This is a genomic window from Microbacterium sp. AB (genome assembly GCF_032878875.1).
In the GTDB taxonomy this organism is placed as follows: domain Bacteria; phylum Actinomycetota; class Actinomycetes; order Actinomycetales; family Microbacteriaceae; genus Microbacterium; species Microbacterium betulae.
This window is the reverse complement of sequence record NZ_CP118157.1, coordinates 1052219-1067570: the sequence shown is the minus strand read 5'-3', so window position 1 is coordinate 1067570 and position 15352 is coordinate 1052219. Positions and strand designations below refer to the sequence as shown.

Annotated in this window: 10 protein-coding genes and 1 other RNA gene; 4 read left to right on the top strand and 7 right to left on the bottom strand. The window is 72.9% G+C overall.

The features are described 5' to 3' along the window. Positions 1-36: 36 nt before the first annotated feature. The 6 genes from N8K70_RS05110 to N8K70_RS05085 form a co-directional block, all read right to left on the bottom strand. Positions 37-2547 carry a glycoside hydrolase family 65 protein gene (locus N8K70_RS05110; RefSeq protein ID WP_317140531.1) on the bottom strand — a complete coding sequence of 837 codons (2511 nt, stop codon included), beginning with the start codon at positions 2545-2547 and terminating at the stop codon, positions 37-39. Between the two features lie 58 nt (positions 2548-2605). Next, complete coding sequence (locus N8K70_RS05105) at positions 2606-3349, bottom strand: HAD family hydrolase (RefSeq protein WP_317141173.1); 744 nt, start codon at positions 3347-3349, stop codon at positions 2606-2608. An 87-nt stretch (positions 3350-3436) separates the two neighbouring features. Then, positions 3437-4675 carry an acetate kinase gene (locus N8K70_RS05100; RefSeq protein ID WP_317140530.1) on the bottom strand — a complete coding sequence of 413 codons (1239 nt, stop codon included), beginning with the start codon at positions 4673-4675 and terminating at the stop codon, positions 3437-3439. Between the two features lie 2 nt (positions 4676-4677). Beyond that, on the bottom strand, positions 4678-6783 hold the full coding sequence (gene pta, locus N8K70_RS05095) for a phosphate acetyltransferase (protein WP_317140529.1): 2106 nt from the start codon (positions 6781-6783) through the stop codon (positions 4678-4680). 76 nt (positions 6784-6859) lie between these two features. After that, complete coding sequence (locus tag N8K70_RS05090) at positions 6860-8059, bottom strand: M20 family metallopeptidase (protein WP_317140528.1); 1200 nt, start codon at positions 8057-8059, stop codon at positions 6860-6862. Positions 8060-8099: 40 nt separating this feature from the next. Next, positions 8100-9647 (bottom strand): AbgT family transporter, encoded by a 1548-nt coding sequence (locus tag N8K70_RS05085; protein ID WP_317140527.1) that lies wholly within the window; start codon positions 9645-9647, stop codon positions 8100-8102. Positions 9648-9754: 107 nt separating this feature from the next. Here N8K70_RS05085 and N8K70_RS05080 point away from each other — a divergent pair, with 107 nt between their 5' ends. After that, positions 9755-10759 (top strand): Lrp/AsnC family transcriptional regulator, encoded by a 1005-nt coding sequence (locus N8K70_RS05080; RefSeq protein ID WP_317140526.1) that lies wholly within the window; start codon positions 9755-9757, stop codon positions 10757-10759. A gap of 3 nt (positions 10760-10762) precedes the next feature. On the opposite strand, the gene ffs is transcribed toward N8K70_RS05080, so the two are convergent. After that, positions 10763-10859: signal recognition particle sRNA small type (ffs, locus tag N8K70_RS05075), an RNA gene on the bottom strand. A gap of 42 nt (positions 10860-10901) precedes the next feature. Between ffs and N8K70_RS05070 the strand changes: the two genes are divergently transcribed. The 3 genes from N8K70_RS05070 to N8K70_RS05060 are packed head-to-tail and all read left to right on the top strand — an operon-like array spanning position 10902 to position 15350. Further along, positions 10902-11864, top strand: coding sequence for an AAA family ATPase (locus N8K70_RS05070; RefSeq protein WP_317141172.1), 963 nt, complete (start codon positions 10902-10904; stop codon positions 11862-11864). Between the two features lie 5 nt (positions 11865-11869). Then, the gene (locus N8K70_RS05065) at positions 11870-13108 is read left to right on the top strand and encodes a DUF58 domain-containing protein (protein WP_317140525.1); all 1239 of its coding nucleotides are present in this window, start codon (positions 11870-11872) and stop codon (positions 13106-13108) included. Continuing rightward, entirely contained in the window at positions 13095-15350 is a 2256-nt protein-coding gene (locus tag N8K70_RS05060; RefSeq protein WP_317140524.1) for a transglutaminase family protein, read from the top strand. Before N8K70_RS05065 ends, N8K70_RS05060 begins: the two co-directional genes overlap by 14 nt. Positions 15351-15352: the final 2 nt, after the last annotated feature.

Sequence of the window (15352 nt, the reverse complement as noted above, 5' to 3'; positions counted from 1 at the left end):
TTCCCGGCGTCTCCCAGCCGGGTGTGCCGTCCGCCCTCAGTCCCTCGTCCCCTCGAAGAGATCGTCCAGCACGATCGGGATGGCCGTCGTCACGGGCGGCAGCGTCGGCTCGAGCGGCGTGCCGTCCTCGCGGCGCATCGACGAGTACTTCCGCATCGTCGGGCGGCCGTGCAGGACGGGACCCTGGTCGTCGAGCGGCACGACGGCCTCCGCGTCCCGGCTCGCGACGTGGGTCTCGCCGCGTACGCCGAACGTCACCGGCTCCCCCGAGCGCACCGACAGGCGGAGCACGTCGCGGCGGATCGTGACGTCGAGCTCCGTCCCCTGCCACGTGAGCGGGAAGCTCAGCTCCGGCCAGTCCTGCGGAAGACGCGGATCGAAGGTCAGCACGCCGTCGTGGTCGCGCATGCCGCCGAACCCGAACACGAGCGCCGTCCACACTCCTCCCGCCGACGCGACGTGCACGCCGTCCGACGCGTTGCGGTGCAGGTCGGCGATGTCGACGAACAGCGCGCGCTCGAAGTACTCCCGCGCCAGATCGCGGTAGCCGACCTCCGCCGCGAGGATCGACTGCACCACCGCCGAGAGCGTCGAGTCGCCCGTCGTCAGCGGGTCGTAGTAGTCGAAGTCGGCCCTCTTCTCCTCCTCCGAGAACTGGTTGCCCTGCAGGAACAGCGCGAGCACGACATCCGCCTGCTTGAGCACCTGGAAGCGGTAGATGACGAGCGGATGGAAGTGCAGCAGGAGCGGGCGCTGATCGTCGGGGGTGTGCTCGAGGTCCCACACCTCGCGCTCGAGGAACAGCGAGTCCTGCGGGTTGATGCCGAGCTGCTCGTTGTAGGGGATGAACATCGCGTCCGCCGCGCGCTCCCACACCTCCGGCTCGCCCGGGTCGAGCTGCACACGGTCGACGAGGTCGCGGTAGGAGCGTCCGGCCCGCTCGGCCATCTCGCGGACGGTGTGGGCCGCCGCGCGCAGGTTGAACCGTGCCATGACGTTCGTGAAGAGGTTGTCGTTCACGACCGTCGTGTACTCGTCCGGCCCCGTGACGCCGTGGATGTGGAAGCTCTCCTCGCCCTCGTTCTGCCGCCAGAACCCGAGCGACGTCCACATGCGCGCCGTCTCGACGAGCACGTCGACGCCCTCGCGCGCCATGAAGTCGACGTCGCCCGTCGCCCGTACGTACCGCACGAGCGCGAAGGCGATGTCCGCGTTGATGTGGTACTGCGCGGTGCCGGCCGCGTAGTATGCCGACGCCTCCTCGCCGTTGATCGTGCGCCAGGGGTAGAGCGCCCCCGCCTCGCTCATCTGCGCCGCCCGGCGGCGCGCCGCCGGCAGCATCTTCGTGCGCATGCGCATGGCGTTGCGCGCCCACAGCGGCGTCGTGTACGCGAGGAACGGGAGGATGTAGATCTCGGTGTCCCAGAAGTAGTGCCCGCTGTACCCCGACCCCGTGACGCCCTTCGCCGGCACGCCCCATCCGTCCGCCCGCGCCGCCGCCATCGCGAGCTGGAGCAGGGCCCAGCGCGTCGCCTGCTGCACGTCGTCGTGCCCGGCGATGCGCACGTCCGAGCGCTCCCAGAAGTCCGACACCCAGGCGCGCTGCGCCTCGTAGAACGACGGCGCCCCCGCGGCGAGCGCGCGGTCGAGCGTGCGCCGGCAGCGGTCGACGAGCTCCGGAGCCGGCACGCTGCGCGACGTGTGGTAGCTCACGATCTTCGTGACGGTGGTGCGCACCCCCGCCTTCGCGTCGACGCGGAACACGTTCTTCGCGATGTCGGGCTCGATAAGCGCGCGGTGCATGTAGTCGTTGCCGGTCTCGATGACGTGGTCGGCGACGACGGCGAGCGTCATCCCGGAGGAGGCCGTGCGATACGACAGCGCCGAGCGCGTTCCGTCCTGCCAGTACTCCTGGGGCACCAGGACGCGTTCCGCATCGATCTTCTCCGCCTTGCGCGGGTCGAACCCGGGCGACGTGCGCACGCCCGGGGGGCGCCCGCCGTAGACGTCCTGGCCGTCCTGGCGGTTGATGAGCTGGCTGTTGACCACCACGGGCGCGTCGGCGTTCAGCACCGTCACGGACATCCGCTCGATCGAGAGGTGGCGGTCCTCGAACGACACGAGGCGGTCCGACTCGAGCAGGACCTCCTTGCCCGACGGCGTCACCCAGAGGACGCGGCGTCGCAGCACGCCGTCGCGGAAGTCGAGCGACCGCTCGTACTCGCGCACGTCGGCGAGGTCGAGCGAGAGCGGCTCGTCGTCGACGTACACACGGAGGACCTTCGGGTCCGGCACGTTGACGATCGTCTGCCCGACCTCGGCGAAGCCGTAGGCGCTCTCGGCGTGGCGGATGGGCCACGTCTCGTGGAACCCGTTGATGAACGTGCCGTGCTCGTGCGCGTTCCTCCCCTCGGGGAAGTTGCCGCGCAGGCCGAGGAAGCCGTTGCCCACGGCGAAGAGCGTCTCGGTGACGCCGGCGTCCTCCTCGGAGTGACGCGTCTCGACGAGACGCCAGGGGTCGACGGGAAAGCGGTCGCGATCGATCATGCGTTGCTCCGGAGGATGTGGGGGCCGGACGGGTGTCGGGTGAGGGCGGGGCCGACCGTCAGCGCGTCGCGGATGCGACGAGCTCGGCGAGATCGGTGACGACGATGTGCGCGCCGGCGGCCGTGAGGGCGGCGGCGCCGGCGCCGCGGTCGACGCCGACGACGAGCCCGAAGCGTCCCGCCGCGGCCGAGGCGACGCCGCTGACGGCGTCCTCGACGGCCGCCGAGCGTCCGGCCGAGACGCCGAGCTGCGCGGCCCCGGCGAGGAACACGTCGGGCGCGGGCTTGGACGGGAGGTCGTCGCGCTCGGCGAGGAGGCCGTCGACGATCACGGGGAAGCGGTCGAGGATGCCGGCCGCGGCGAGCACGTCCTGCGCGTTCTTGGAGCTCGACACGACGGCGACGGGGGTCCCGACCCGATCGAGCGCGTCGAGCAGCGCGATCGATCCGGGATAGGGGGCGATGCCCTCTTCGGCCAGCACGCGGGAGAAGACGACGTTCTTGCGGTTGCCGATGCCGCACACCGTGTCGGCGGACGGGTCGTCGCCGGGCTCGCCCCACGGGATCTCGACGTCGCGGCTGCGCAGGAGCGCGGCGACCCCGTCGTAGCGCCTCTTGCCGTCGAGATGGTCGAAGTAGTCCTGGTCGGTGTACGGCGGCTCGATGTCCCACTGGGCGAAGAGCTGCTCGAACATCGCGCGCCAGGCGTGCATGTGCACCTCGGCGGTGGGCGTGAGCACGCCGTCGAGGTCGAAGAGCACCGCGTCGTACGTCGTGAGGTCGGGAAGGGTCGTGTCGGGCAGGGACGTCACAGATCCTCCGTCACACAGGGTGTCCGCTGATGCCCCCAGCGTAGTGGTGCTCCGCCGCGGATGGCGAGCCGGCGCGGGTCAGGCGCGCGCGGCGGCGAGGGACTGACGGGCGATCTCCAGCTCCTCGTCCGTGGGGACGATGAGCACCGTGACGGGAGATGCATCCGTCGAGATCACGGAGAGCTCGCCGCGCGGCGCGTTCGCGTTGCGCTCGGCGTCGAGCTCGATCCCGGCGAAGCCGAGCGTCGAGAGCGCGCCCGCGCGGGCGGCGGGGGTGTTCTCGCCCACGCCGGCCGTGAACGAGATGACGTCCACGCCACCGAGCTGGGCGAGGTAGCTCCCCGCGTAGGCGCGCAGGCGGTGGACGTAGACGTCGAGCGCGAGGATGGCGTCCTCGTCCCCCTCCGCGACGCGCGTCTCGATGTCGCGCATGTCGGAGACGCCGGCGAGCCCGAGCAGGCCGCTGCGCTTGTTCAGCAGCGTGTCGAGCTCGCCCGTGGTCATGTCGGCCCGGCGTGCGAGATGGAACAGCACGGCCGGGTCGACGTCGCCCGAGCGCGTGCCCATGACGAGGCCCTCGAGCGGCGTCATCCCCATCGACGTCTCGACCGAGCGGCCGCCGTCGATGGCCGTGACGGAGGCGCCGTTGCCGAGGTGGAAAACGATCTGCCTCAGCTCGGAGAGCGGGCGGCCGACGAAGCGGGCGGCCGCCTCGGAGACGTACTTGTGGCTCGTCCCGTGGAAGCCGTAGCGGCGGATGCGGTGCGCCTCGGCGACCTCGCGATCGATCGCGTACGTGTAGGCGGCTCGCGGCAGCGTCTGGTGGAACGCCGTGTCGAAGACCGCGACGTGCGGCACGTCGGGGAACGCCGCCCGCGCCGCCCTGATGCCCTGCAGCGCGCCCGGGTTGTGGAGGGGCGCGAGCACCGACAGCTCGTCGATGTTGATCTCGACGAGGTCGTTCACGACGGTCGGCTCGAAGAACCGCGCGCCGCCGTGCACGACGCGGTGTCCGACCGCGGCGAGCGCATCCGCGTCGAGCGCGGGCCCGTGTGCGGCGAAGGCGTCGAGCATCACCCGGAACCCCGCCGTGTGGTCGGGGATGTCCGTCTCGAGCCTGTGCTTCTCGTCGGCGATCGCCGGCGCGGGCTCGCCGGGGGCGGCCGTGAAGCGGACGGTGTGGGTCGCGGCGCCGACCTCCTCGCCGATCCGCTCGACGAGGCCCGACGCGAGGACCCGCTCCGACTCCATGTCGATGAGCTGGTACTTGAACGACGACGAGCCGCTGTTGACGACGAGGACCGTCTGACCGGCCATGCTCACTCTCCCTGTGCCTGGATGGCCGTGATCGCCACGGTGTTGACGATGTCGTCGACGAGCGCGCCGCGCGACAGATCGTTGATGGGCTTGTTGAGACCCTGCAGCACGGGTCCGATCGCGACGGCTCCGGCCGACCGCTGCACGGCCTTGTAGGTGTTGTTGCCGGTGTTGAGGTCGGGGAAGACGAACACGGTGGCCCTGCCCGCGACCTCGGATCCCGGCAGCTTCGCCTTCGCGACCGCGGCGTCCGCGGCGGCGTCGTACTGGATCGGGCCCTCGATCGGCAGCTCCGGCGCGCGCTCCTTCGCGAGCCGCGTCGCCTCCCGCACCTTGTCGACGTCGGCGCCCGAGCCGGACTCCCCCGTCGAGTACGACAGCATCGCGACGCGCGGGTCGACGCCGAACTGCCGGGCCGTCCGCGCCGAGGAGATCGCGATGTCGGCGAGCTGCTCGCTCGTCGGGTCGGGGATCACGGCGCAGTCGCCGTAGACGAGGACGCGGTCGGCGAGCGCCATGAGGAACACGCTGGAGACGACGGAGACCCCCGGCTTGGTCTTGATGACCTCGAACGAGGGGCGGATGGTGTGAGCGGTCGTGTGGGAGGCGCCGGAGACCATCCCGTCCGCGAGGCCCAGGTGCACCATCATCGTGCCGAAGTAGCTGACGTCCGTCACGGTGTCGGCGGCGCGCTCGTACGTGACGCCCTTGTGGGCGCGCATCGCCGCGTACTCCGTCGCGAACCGGTGGACGTGAGCGGGATCGAAGGGGCTCAGCACGTGCGCGTCGCGCAGGTCGACGCCGAGCTCGATGGCCCGCGCCCGCACGTCGAACGGCTCCCCGAGGATGGTCAGCTCGGCCACGCCGCGCTGCAGCAGGATGCCCGCCGCGCGCAGCACGCGGTCGTCGTCGCCCTCGGGCAGCACGATGTGGCGGCGGTCGGAGCGCGCGCGCTCGAGCAGCGTGTACTCGAACATGAGCGGCGTGACGACGGTGGACCGCGCGACGCCCAGCACGCGCAGGAGCTCCGCGGTGTCGACGTGCTGCTCGAACAGCGAGAGGGCGAGGTTGTACCGCTGCGGGGAGGTGGCGGCGAGGCGGCCGCGCGCGTTCATCACGCGCACGGCGGTGGCGTAGGTGTCGCCGTCGGCGCGGATGATCGGGAGGTGGGAGTCGAGGCCGTCGAGCAGCCGGGACACGGACTCCGGGACCTCGAAGGGCCCGTTGAGGATGATCCCCGCGAGGGACGGGAAGGTGCCGGAGGCGTTCGCGAGGAGCGCGGCGAGCAGCACCTCGCTGCGGTCGCCGGGGACGATGAGGCACGCGCCGTCGGCGAGTCGCGGCAGCACGTTCTCCATCGACATGCCCGCGACCACGACGCCGAGGGCCTCGCGCGTGAGCAGCTGCTCGTCGCCCTTCACGAGACGCCCGTCCACCGCGTGCAGCACGTCGCCCATCGACGGGGCCACGAGCATCCGGTCCTCCGGGATCGCCCAGACGGGCGACGAGGGGGTGACGGCGGCCACCGCCGAGATGACGTCGGCGCGACGGTCGTCGGCGGCGCGGTTCACGACGATCGCGAGCAGCTCGGCGCGCTCGCGGGCGAGCTCGGGCGCCGCGAGCGCCGCGATCTGGGCGACCTCGGCCGGCGTGCGCGCCTCCGTCGTCCCGAGCTGCTCGTTCCGCCCCTGCTGGGCGCGTCCGCCGAGGACGAGGAGCACGGGCGTTCCGAGGTTCGCGGCGATCCGGGCGTTGTAGGCCAGCTCGGCGGGACTGCCGACGTCGGTGTAGTCGCTGCCGAGCACGACGACCGCGTCGCACTTCGCCTCGACGGCCTTGTAGCGCGCGACGATCGCGGCGAGAGCGGCGTCGGGGTCGGAGCGGACGTCGTCGTAGGTCACCGCGACGCACTCCTCGTACGCGAGGTCGACGCCGTCGTGGTCGAGGAGCATCTCGAGCACGTAGTCCCGCTCGTCCGCCGAGCGCGCGATGGGTCGGAACACCCCCACCCGGGGCGTCGCCCTGCTCAGCGCGTCGAGGACGCCGAGCGCGATCGTGGACTTCCCGGAGTGGCCTTCGGCCGACGTGATGTAGATGCTTCTCGCCACGACTTCTACCCTATGTCGAAGACGGGGACGACGGCGACGCGACGGGCGCACGGGGCGGACGCCCGTCGCGTCGCCGTCACCGTGCGTCGAACGCGGTCCTCGCGGACACGGCGAGGCCGGGATCGCGGAACACCGCGAGCGCGGTCGCCGCGAGCAGCACCGCGCCGTCGGCGATCGCCGGCTCGGCCTCGGGGCCTCCCGCGGCCGCTGCGAACTCGCGCGTGTGCGGCACGCCGTCGGGGATGAGCCGGATCATCGGATGGATCGACGGGACCACGTGGCTCACGTTCCCCATGTCGGTGGACCCGGTGATGGGCGCCTGCGCCACCTCGCGTCCGAGCGCGGCGTACGCGGCGCGTGCGACGTCCGCGAGCACGGGGTTCGAGACGAGCGCGTCGTACGCCGGGGTCCGCTCCTCGACGAGCACGGAGCATCCCGTCGCGATCGCCGCCCCCTCGAAGCAGGCGCGCACGCGCGGCACGACGTCCTCGAGCAGGTGCGCGCGCTCGCTCGCGCGGACGAAGACGCGCAGGGCCGCGTGCTCCGGGATGATGTTGGGCGCCTGCCCGCCGTCCGTGACGATCGCGTGGACGCGCACGTCGTCGGCGAGCTGCTGCCGCAGCAGCCCGATCGCGTTGAGCGACAGCGTCGCGGCGTCGAGCGCGTTGACCCCGAGCTCGGGGCTCGCGGCGGCGTGGCTGGCGCGCCCGCCGAACTCCACGTCGAGCGCGACGCGCGAGAGCGTCGTGCCGTCGACGGAGTCGTGCGCCGACGGATGCACCATGACCGCGAGGTCGATCCCCTCGAGCACGCCCGCTTCGATCATGGGCACCTTCCCCGCCGCTCCCTCCTCCCCCGGGCTGCCGATGACGACGAGGTGCGCCGGAGCCGCCCGGGTGCGCTCGAGGACCTCCTTCACGAGGAGCCCGGCGCCCAGCCCGCACGCGGCGATGACGTTGTGGCCGCACGCGTGGCCGATTCCCTCGAGCGCGTCGTACTCGCAGAAGACGGCGATCGTCGGCGTGCCGGGCGGGGCGTCGGGGGTGGACCAGCGCGCGACGAAGGCGGTCTCCAGCCCCGCGAAGCCGCGCGTCACGGCGAATCCCGCCCGCTCCAGCTCGGCGGTCAGGCGGGCGGCGGCGTGCACCTCCGTGAAGCGGATCTCGGGGTGCGCGTGCAGATCGGCCGCCACGTCGACGAGCAGGGGCAGCGCGTCGGGCAGACGGTCGCGCAGGCCGTCGACGATCTCGGGCATGGTGTCGGTGGGAACGGTCATGGTGATTCCTCCACTGTCGATCTCGAGGGGGTCCGGTGCGTCAGCCGGCGATCATGAGCCCGTGCCCCGGCCCGACGGGAAGGCCCAGGAGGCCCCAGACGAGCAGCTGGAGCAGCCACACGGCCCAGATGACGATCGTGAACGGCATGACGAGGCTGAAGAGGGTGCCGAGCCCGCCCTTCGGCGCCCACTTCTGCATGAGGCCCAGGATGACGGGGAGCATGGGGTTCATGGGCACGAGCGTGTTGGAGGCCGAGTCGGTGATGCGGAACGCCGCCTGCACGTAGGCGGGGTCGACGCCGTTGAGCATGAACATCGGCACGAAGATGGGCGCGAGCAGCGTCCACAGCGCCGAGCCGCTCGCGAGGAGCAGTGCGGGGAGGAGGACGAAGACGCTGAAGAGCATCAGGCCGCCGATGCCGCCGAGCCCCGCGGCCTCCAGGCCCTCGGCGCCGCTCGTGGCGATGAGGAGCCCGAGCTGCGACCACGAGAACCAGGCGATGGCCTGCGCGGCGGTGAAGATCACCACGATGAAGGGCACGAGCTCCTTCACGGTCTCCGCCATCATCTCGGGGACCTGCGCCCAGGTGCGCAGCGTGCCCGCCGCGACCCCGTACGCCACCCCTCCGATGAGGAAGAGCAGCATGATGAGGACGGGGATGCTCGACATGAACGGCGACTGCAGGATCCCGCCGTCCTCGCCCCGCAGCGCCGACCCCGGCCAGAGCACGGCGGTCGCGAGCAGCGCGAGGGAGAGCACGAGAGCGACCGACGCCACGACGAGCCCGCGGCGCTGGGCGGCGTCGACCGGCTCGACGTCGGCGTCAACCGCCTCGCCCCGGTACGGCCCGAGCTTCGGCTCGAGGAAACGCTGGCACACGAACGTGATGACGACGGCGAGGATGATCGTCGAGGTCGCGAAGAAGTAGTAGTTCGCCACCACGGAGACCTCGGCGCCCGGATCCACGATCTGCGCGGCCGAGGTCGTGATGCCCGACATCAGCACGTCCGTGCCCGCGGGGACCACGTTGGCGCTGAAGCCCGCGACCACGGCGGCGTAGGAGACGATGAATCCCGCGAGCGGATGGCGGCCCGCCGCGAGGAAGGCGGCGGCCGCGAGCGGCGGCAGGATGACCATCGCCGAATCGGACGCGAGATTGCCCATGAGGCTCACGAAGACCACGACGAACGTCACGGCCCATCCGGGCGCCGACAGCACGGCGGCGCGCATGAACGCGCCCAGGAGCCCCGTGCGCTCGGCCACGCCGATCCCGAGCATGACCGTGATGATGAGCCCGAAGGGCGGGAACGAGACGAAGTTGTCGATCGCGCTCGTCACGGCGTAGACGAGGCCCTCGGGAGAGAGGACGCTCCGGATCGGCGTCCTCTCTCCCGTCGCGGGGTCGAGCGTCGTCGCCCCGAGCGCCGCGGCGACGGCGGATGCGACGGCGACGACCCCCGCGAGGATGAGGAACAGGAAGAACGGGTGCGGCAGACGGTTGCCGACGCGCTCGATCCCCCTGAGGAGCTTTCCGCTGACGCCGCCGGCGTCGGCGAGGGCGAGGTCGGAGGTCTGGATTCGGGCCACGGGCGCTCCGTTCGTCGGAAGGTTCGGTCGCCACAGTGTTGCGATCCGAACGCATCGTTCTGTTACGGGGATCGAAACTCGCCCGATCGACCCGCAGAATGTCCGATATGGATCTCGCACCGGGCGCCGCATCGTCGTCCCTGTCCGATTCGGACCTCGCCCTCGTCGACGCCGTGCAGGACGATCCGCGGGCGCCGTGGGCCCGGCTCGGGGCGCAGCTCGGCATCAGCGCTCCGACCGCGAGGCGGCGCTGGGAGCGCCTGCGCGGGTCGGACTCCGCCTGGATCACGACGCACGCGGGGTGGCGGTCGGGCGTCGTGACGGCGCTCATCGCCGTGCAGTGCCGTCCGGGCACGTCCGACGCGATCGCCCGCACGCTCGTCGGTCATCCGCGCGTCATGACCATCGCGCACACGACGGGCGACCACGACCTGCTCCTCACCGTCATGGTGCCCGACATCCTCGAGCTCCGACGCCTCATGCAGTCGGGCCTCACGTCGCACGACGGCGTCGTGCGGATGCGGTCCATGCTCGTCACGCGCATGTTCCGCGACGGCTCGCACTGGCGCTCGGGATCGCTCGGCTCCACGACGTGCTCGGCGACGAGCACGGACGGCCCGCTCCGCTTCCCGACGCCCGCGCTGCGCGCGGCGATCGGCGTCCTCGAACGCGACGGCCGCGCCCCGAGCTCGGCGCTCGCCGCGACGCTCGGCGTCTCGGAGCCCCACGCGCGCCGCTTCGTCCGTCGAGCGATCCGTTCGGGGCACATCGTGCAGCGCGTCGACGTGCGCCTCGACCAGCCGCACTGGCCCCACTCCCTCGTGCTCTGGATGGTCGTGCCCGCCGCGCGCCTGCACGAGACGGCGGATCGCATCAGCCAGCTGCCGCTCGCCAGGGCGTGCGCCTCGCTCGCCGGCGGCGGCGCGAACCTCTACACCGTGGTCTGGCTGCGCTCCCTCGCGGAGGCGCCGGACGTGGAGGCGCGCATCGTCCGCGGGCTCGACGTGCGCGTGACCGAGCGGAGCATCCTGCTGCACTACGGCAAGCGCATGGGCCATGTCTTCGACGATCGCCACCGCCGGACGGGGCACGTGCCCTGGGCGTCCCCGTGAAAAGAGAAAGACTCTCCGCGTACCCGGCAGAGCCCGGTTACCCTTGCTACGTTTCCGTCCTGGGGGAGTTGGCCTGGATGCCGCCACGCGGAGAGCTGCATCCAGTCTAACCCGGAATGCGAGGTGGCCAGTGCCAGAGACGATGACGGCGGAGCGGTTCCGGGAGGCCGCCGACGGCATCGCGCGCGCCATCGGCGGCGTGATCGACGGGAAGCCGCAGGCGGTGGACAGCGCGCTGATCACGCTGCTGGCCGAGGGGCATCTGCTGATCGAGGACGTGCCGGGCGTCGGCAAGACGCAGCTGGCGCGGTCCCTCGCGGCGTCGGTCGCCGCGAGCGTCCGCCGGATCCAGTTCACGCCCGATCTCCTGCCCAGCGACGTCACGGGCGTGTCGGTGTTCGATCCGGTCACACGCGAGTTCGAGTTCAAGCCGGGCGCCGTGTTCGCCAACATCGTCATCGCCGACGAGATCAACCGCTCGTCCCCCAAGACCCAGTCGGCGCTCCTCGAGGCGATGGAGGAGGGACAGGTCACCGCCGACGGCCGCACGCATCCGCTCCCGGCGCCGTTCCTCGTCGTCGCGACGCAGAACCCGCTCGAGATGGAGGGGACCTACGCCCTGCCCGAGGCGCAGCGGGACCGCTTCATGATGCGGATCTCGATGGGCTATCCGGACACCGACGCCGAGGTGCTCATGCTGCGCCAGCGCGACGGGGCGAACCCGCTCGACGCGGTACGTCCCGTCGTGGACGTCGAGACCGTGGCGGCCCTCATCGCCTGGGCGCGAGCCGTGCACGTCGCGCCCGTCGTCGAGCGGTACGCGGTCGCGATCGCGCAGGCGACGAGGCGCCATCCCGACCTGCGCCTCGGGGCGAGCCCGCGCGCGACGATCCAGCTCGTCCGCGCCGCGAAGGTCCGCGCGGCCCTCGACGGGCGCGAGTACGTCATCCCCGACGACATCGCCGCGCTGCTCGTGCCCGTGTTCGCGCATCGCGTCATCCCCACGCGGGAGGCCGCCCGGCATCGCGGCGAGGAGGATGCCGCCTCCGGCATCCTCGAGCGCGTCGTGCGGTCCATCCGGGTGCCGCTGACGGCGACGCCCTGACCGCCATGCGACGCTGGCCGCTCACGCTGCGCGGGACGGGCGCGCTCGTGCTGGGCGCCGGGCTGTGGACCGCTGCGCACGTCGTCGGCTCGAGCGAGGCCCTCGCCTTCGGCGTGCTCATGATCGCGCTCGTCGCCGCCAGCCTGCTGTCGGTGTACCTGCGCCGCCGCCCGGGGCGGCTCACGCGCGTCGTGCGCCCGGAGACCGTCGCGATCGACGAGGAGAGCGCCGTGGTCGTGCGCGTGTCGGGACGCTCGGCGCTCCCGACGGCCGGAGGGAGCTGGTCGGACGATCTGCCCGCGGGCCTGTCGGGCGAGGCCTCGGGGACGTTCTCCGCGCGCCTCCTGCCCGGCATCGGGGCGAACGACGCCCTCGAGCTCTCATATACGGTCACCGGCATACGACGCGGCGTGTGGGAGATCGGCCCGCTCACGGTCGTCGAGCACGACCCCTTCGGCATCGCCAGGCGGGCGCGACGGCTCGGCCGCGGCACCTCCGCCGCCGTCACGCCGCGTCTCGCGCCGCTCGCGCCGCTGCCGCGGGTCGCGGGCGACTCCGGCCTCGCGCTGACGACCGCAGAGCGCCGCGGGCAGGGGAGCGACAACCTCATCCCCCGTCCGTACGCGCCCGGGGACTCGATGCGCCGCATCCACTGGCGCGCGTCGGCACGGCTGGGCGACTTCATGGTGCGCGAGGAGGAGCACGAGGCGTCGCCCCGGGCCGTCGTCGTGCTCGACCGCAGCGCCGCCCGTTGGTCGCCCGACGCGGCCTCGCCGGGCGCGGACGAGGCGTTCGAGACCGCGGTGACCCTGTGCGTGTCGGCCGCGTGGCGGCTCGCACGCGACGGATACCTCGTCAGCGTGGTCGACGGCGAAGGCGCTCCCCTCGCCTCCCTCGGCGTCCAGGGCGCCGCGCAGTCCGACGAGCGCCACGAGCTGCTCAGCGCGTTCGCCGCCGTCGGCACGCGTTCCCCCGATGCCCTGCCGCGGCTGGCGGAGGTGCTCGCCGGGGTCGCCGCGGGGCCGCTGGTGCTGATCACGGGCCGGCTCGACGCCGCCGACGCTCCCCTGCTCGCGCGTGTCGTGCGCCAGGCGTCGCTGCCCCTGCTCTTCGCCGCCGCTCCGCACGGCGACGCCCTCGACGCGGCGACGCGCGCCGGATGGCGCTCGGTCCTGCTCGAGGACGATGCCGCGACCGCGTGGGCCCGTTCCCTGGATCCGGGGGCGTCCCATGGCCGCGGCTGATCGTCCGGACGGCACGAGGACGACGCGGGCCCGACCGGGCGGGGCCGCACGGGCTCCGCGCCGGGGCGACCCGCTCCTCGCGCTGTGGACCGGCGTCGCGGTCATCGCCTCCGCCCTGCCCCTCGCGCGCGTCATCGTGCCCGCCTGGCTGCCGTCGGCTCTCCTCGTCGTCGCGGTCGTCCTCGCCGCGGGCTCCCTCGTGCGGCGCTCCGCGCGACCGGGATGGGCGGTCGCCGCGGAGATCGCCGCATGGGCCCTGTGCGTCGCGCTGCTGCTGCCGCCCACCGTGCCGCGGCTCGTGGTGCTGCCCGTCCGGGACACGTTCCCCGCGCTCGAAGCCCTGTTCGCGGGGGCGTCCGAGGAGATCATGGACGGGGTGGCGCCCGTGGCCCCCTCGGCGGGGCTGTCGTGGGTGCTGGCGGCGGCCTTCGGCGTCTTCGCGATCGCGATGGCGCACGTCATCCTGACCGCTCGTCTCCCGCTGCTCGCGTCGGTCGGCCTCATCGCCGTCTCGCTCGTCCCGTCGCTCGTCGTCCCGCAACGGGTCGACGCGGTGTTCTTCGTGCCGTCCGCGGTGTCGATCCTGCTCCTTCTCCACGCGGATGCGCGCGCACGGGGACCGCGACGCGACGCCCGGCACACGGCATCCGTCTCCGCCGTCGCGGCGATCGTCGGCGCCGTCACGGTGGTCGCGGCCCTGGTCGTCCCGCCCCTCCTGCCCGAGCCCGTCGCCCGCCCGGGCTCGGGCTTCGGTCCTACCACGACCATCGACGCCGACCTCGATCTCGGAGCCAGCCTGCGCCAGCCCGCCGAGACCGAGGTGCTGAGGATCACGACCGACGCCGGCTCCGCGCCCTATCTGCGCGTCGCGACCCTGTCGTCTTTCGACGGCGATGTCTGGGAGCCCGACACGGGCCGGCTGTCCGCGGTCGGCGCGCTCCCCGGCGTCGAGGAGGGCACCGCGCCGAGCGTCGAGAGCTCGGCCCTCGTCGAGATCACGCAGCTGAGGGGCGAGTACCTGCCCGTCCCCTACGCCGCGACGGAGCTCGAGGGCGTGGACGAGTCGTGGTCGATGCTCGTGGCGAACCGCACGGTCGTGTCGAGCTCGAGCACGTCTCTCGGCGCGGAGTACACGGTGGGATGGCAGCATGCGGCTCCCACGCGGGAGCAGGCCCGAGCGGCGTCCGCGGACGGCGCATCCGTGCCCGAGCAGACCCTGGAGCTGCCGGAGCTGCCGGACGTCATCCCCGAGCTCGCGGCCGAGTTGACCTCCGGCGCGGAGAACCCCTACGACGAGCTGCGCGCGCTGCAGAGCTGGTTCCGCGGCGGGGAGTTCGCCTACTCGCTCGACGCGCCCGTCGAGGAGGGCTTCGACGGCTCGGGGGTCGACGCGATCGCGGAGTTCCTCGACGTGCGCGCCGGCTACTGCGTGCACTTCGCCTCGTCGTTCGCCGTCATGGCGCGCACGCTCGGCATCCCCTCGCGCGTCGTCGTCGGCTACCTCCCCGGAACGTCCACGGGGGAGACCGACGACGACGGCCGTGTGACGTACTCGGTGACGAGCAGGCAGCTGCACGCGTGGCCCGAGGCGTATCTCGAGGGCATCGGCTGGGTCCCGTTCGAGCCGACGGCCTCGCTCGGCGTGGCGACGAACTTCCTGCCGCAGACGCTCGGGGCGTCCGAGAGCCCCGAGGAGGAGCCCGAGAGCCCGGATGCCGCGCCGTCTCCGACGCCGACGACGGGCGAGACCGTCCCCGTCGAGGACCAGCCCCCCGCCTCGGAGTCGGACGCGGACGCCTCGGACGCGTCCCGGTCGCGCGGCATCGCGATCGGCGCGCTGGTCGCCGCGCTCGTCCTCGCGCTGCCCCTGGCCGTGCGCCGCCTCCGCCGGGCGCGACGCGTCCGCGCGCGCGGCACCGCCCTCGCGGAGGCGGCGTGGCTCGAGCTCGTCGACACCGCGATCGACGCGGGAGCGGAGGTGAGCGCGAGCGAGTCGCCGCGGACACTCGGCGCACGGCTCGTCGCGGACCGGGGCGCGCCCGCTGCCGACGTCGCCCTCCTCGTCGGCGCGGTCGAGCGGGCGGCGTTCGCCCGCGACGCCGAGGCCCTCCCCCGTCGCGCCGCGGAGGCCGCGCTCCGCCGCATCCGCCACGCGCTCCTCCCGAGCACCGCGGTGCGCATCCGCGCAGCCGTCCTGCCCCGCTCCCTCGTCGTGCGACCCGGCCTCGCCGACGACGCCTGAGA

Coding starts and splice junctions, on each gene's coding strand:
- N8K70_RS05100 (WP_317140530.1), bottom strand. CDS start 4,675: ATGGCCGGTCAGACGGTCCTCGTCGTCAACAGCGGCTCGTCGTCGTTC.
- N8K70_RS05060 (WP_317140524.1), top strand. CDS start 13,095: ATGGCCGCGGCTGATCGTCCGGACGGCACGAGGACGACGCGGGCCCGA.
- N8K70_RS05070 (WP_317141172.1), top strand. CDS start 10,902: ATGACGGCGGAGCGGTTCCGGGAGGCCGCCGACGGCATCGCGCGCGCC.
- N8K70_RS05110 (WP_317140531.1), bottom strand. CDS start 2,547: ATGATCGATCGCGACCGCTTTCCCGTCGACCCCTGGCGTCTCGTCGAG.
- N8K70_RS05090 (WP_317140528.1), bottom strand. CDS start 8,059: ATGACCGTTCCCACCGACACCATGCCCGAGATCGTCGACGGCCTGCGC.
- N8K70_RS05065 (WP_317140525.1), top strand. CDS start 11,870: ATGCGACGCTGGCCGCTCACGCTGCGCGGGACGGGCGCGCTCGTGCTG.
- N8K70_RS05080 (WP_317140526.1), top strand. CDS start 9,755: ATGGATCTCGCACCGGGCGCCGCATCGTCGTCCCTGTCCGATTCGGAC.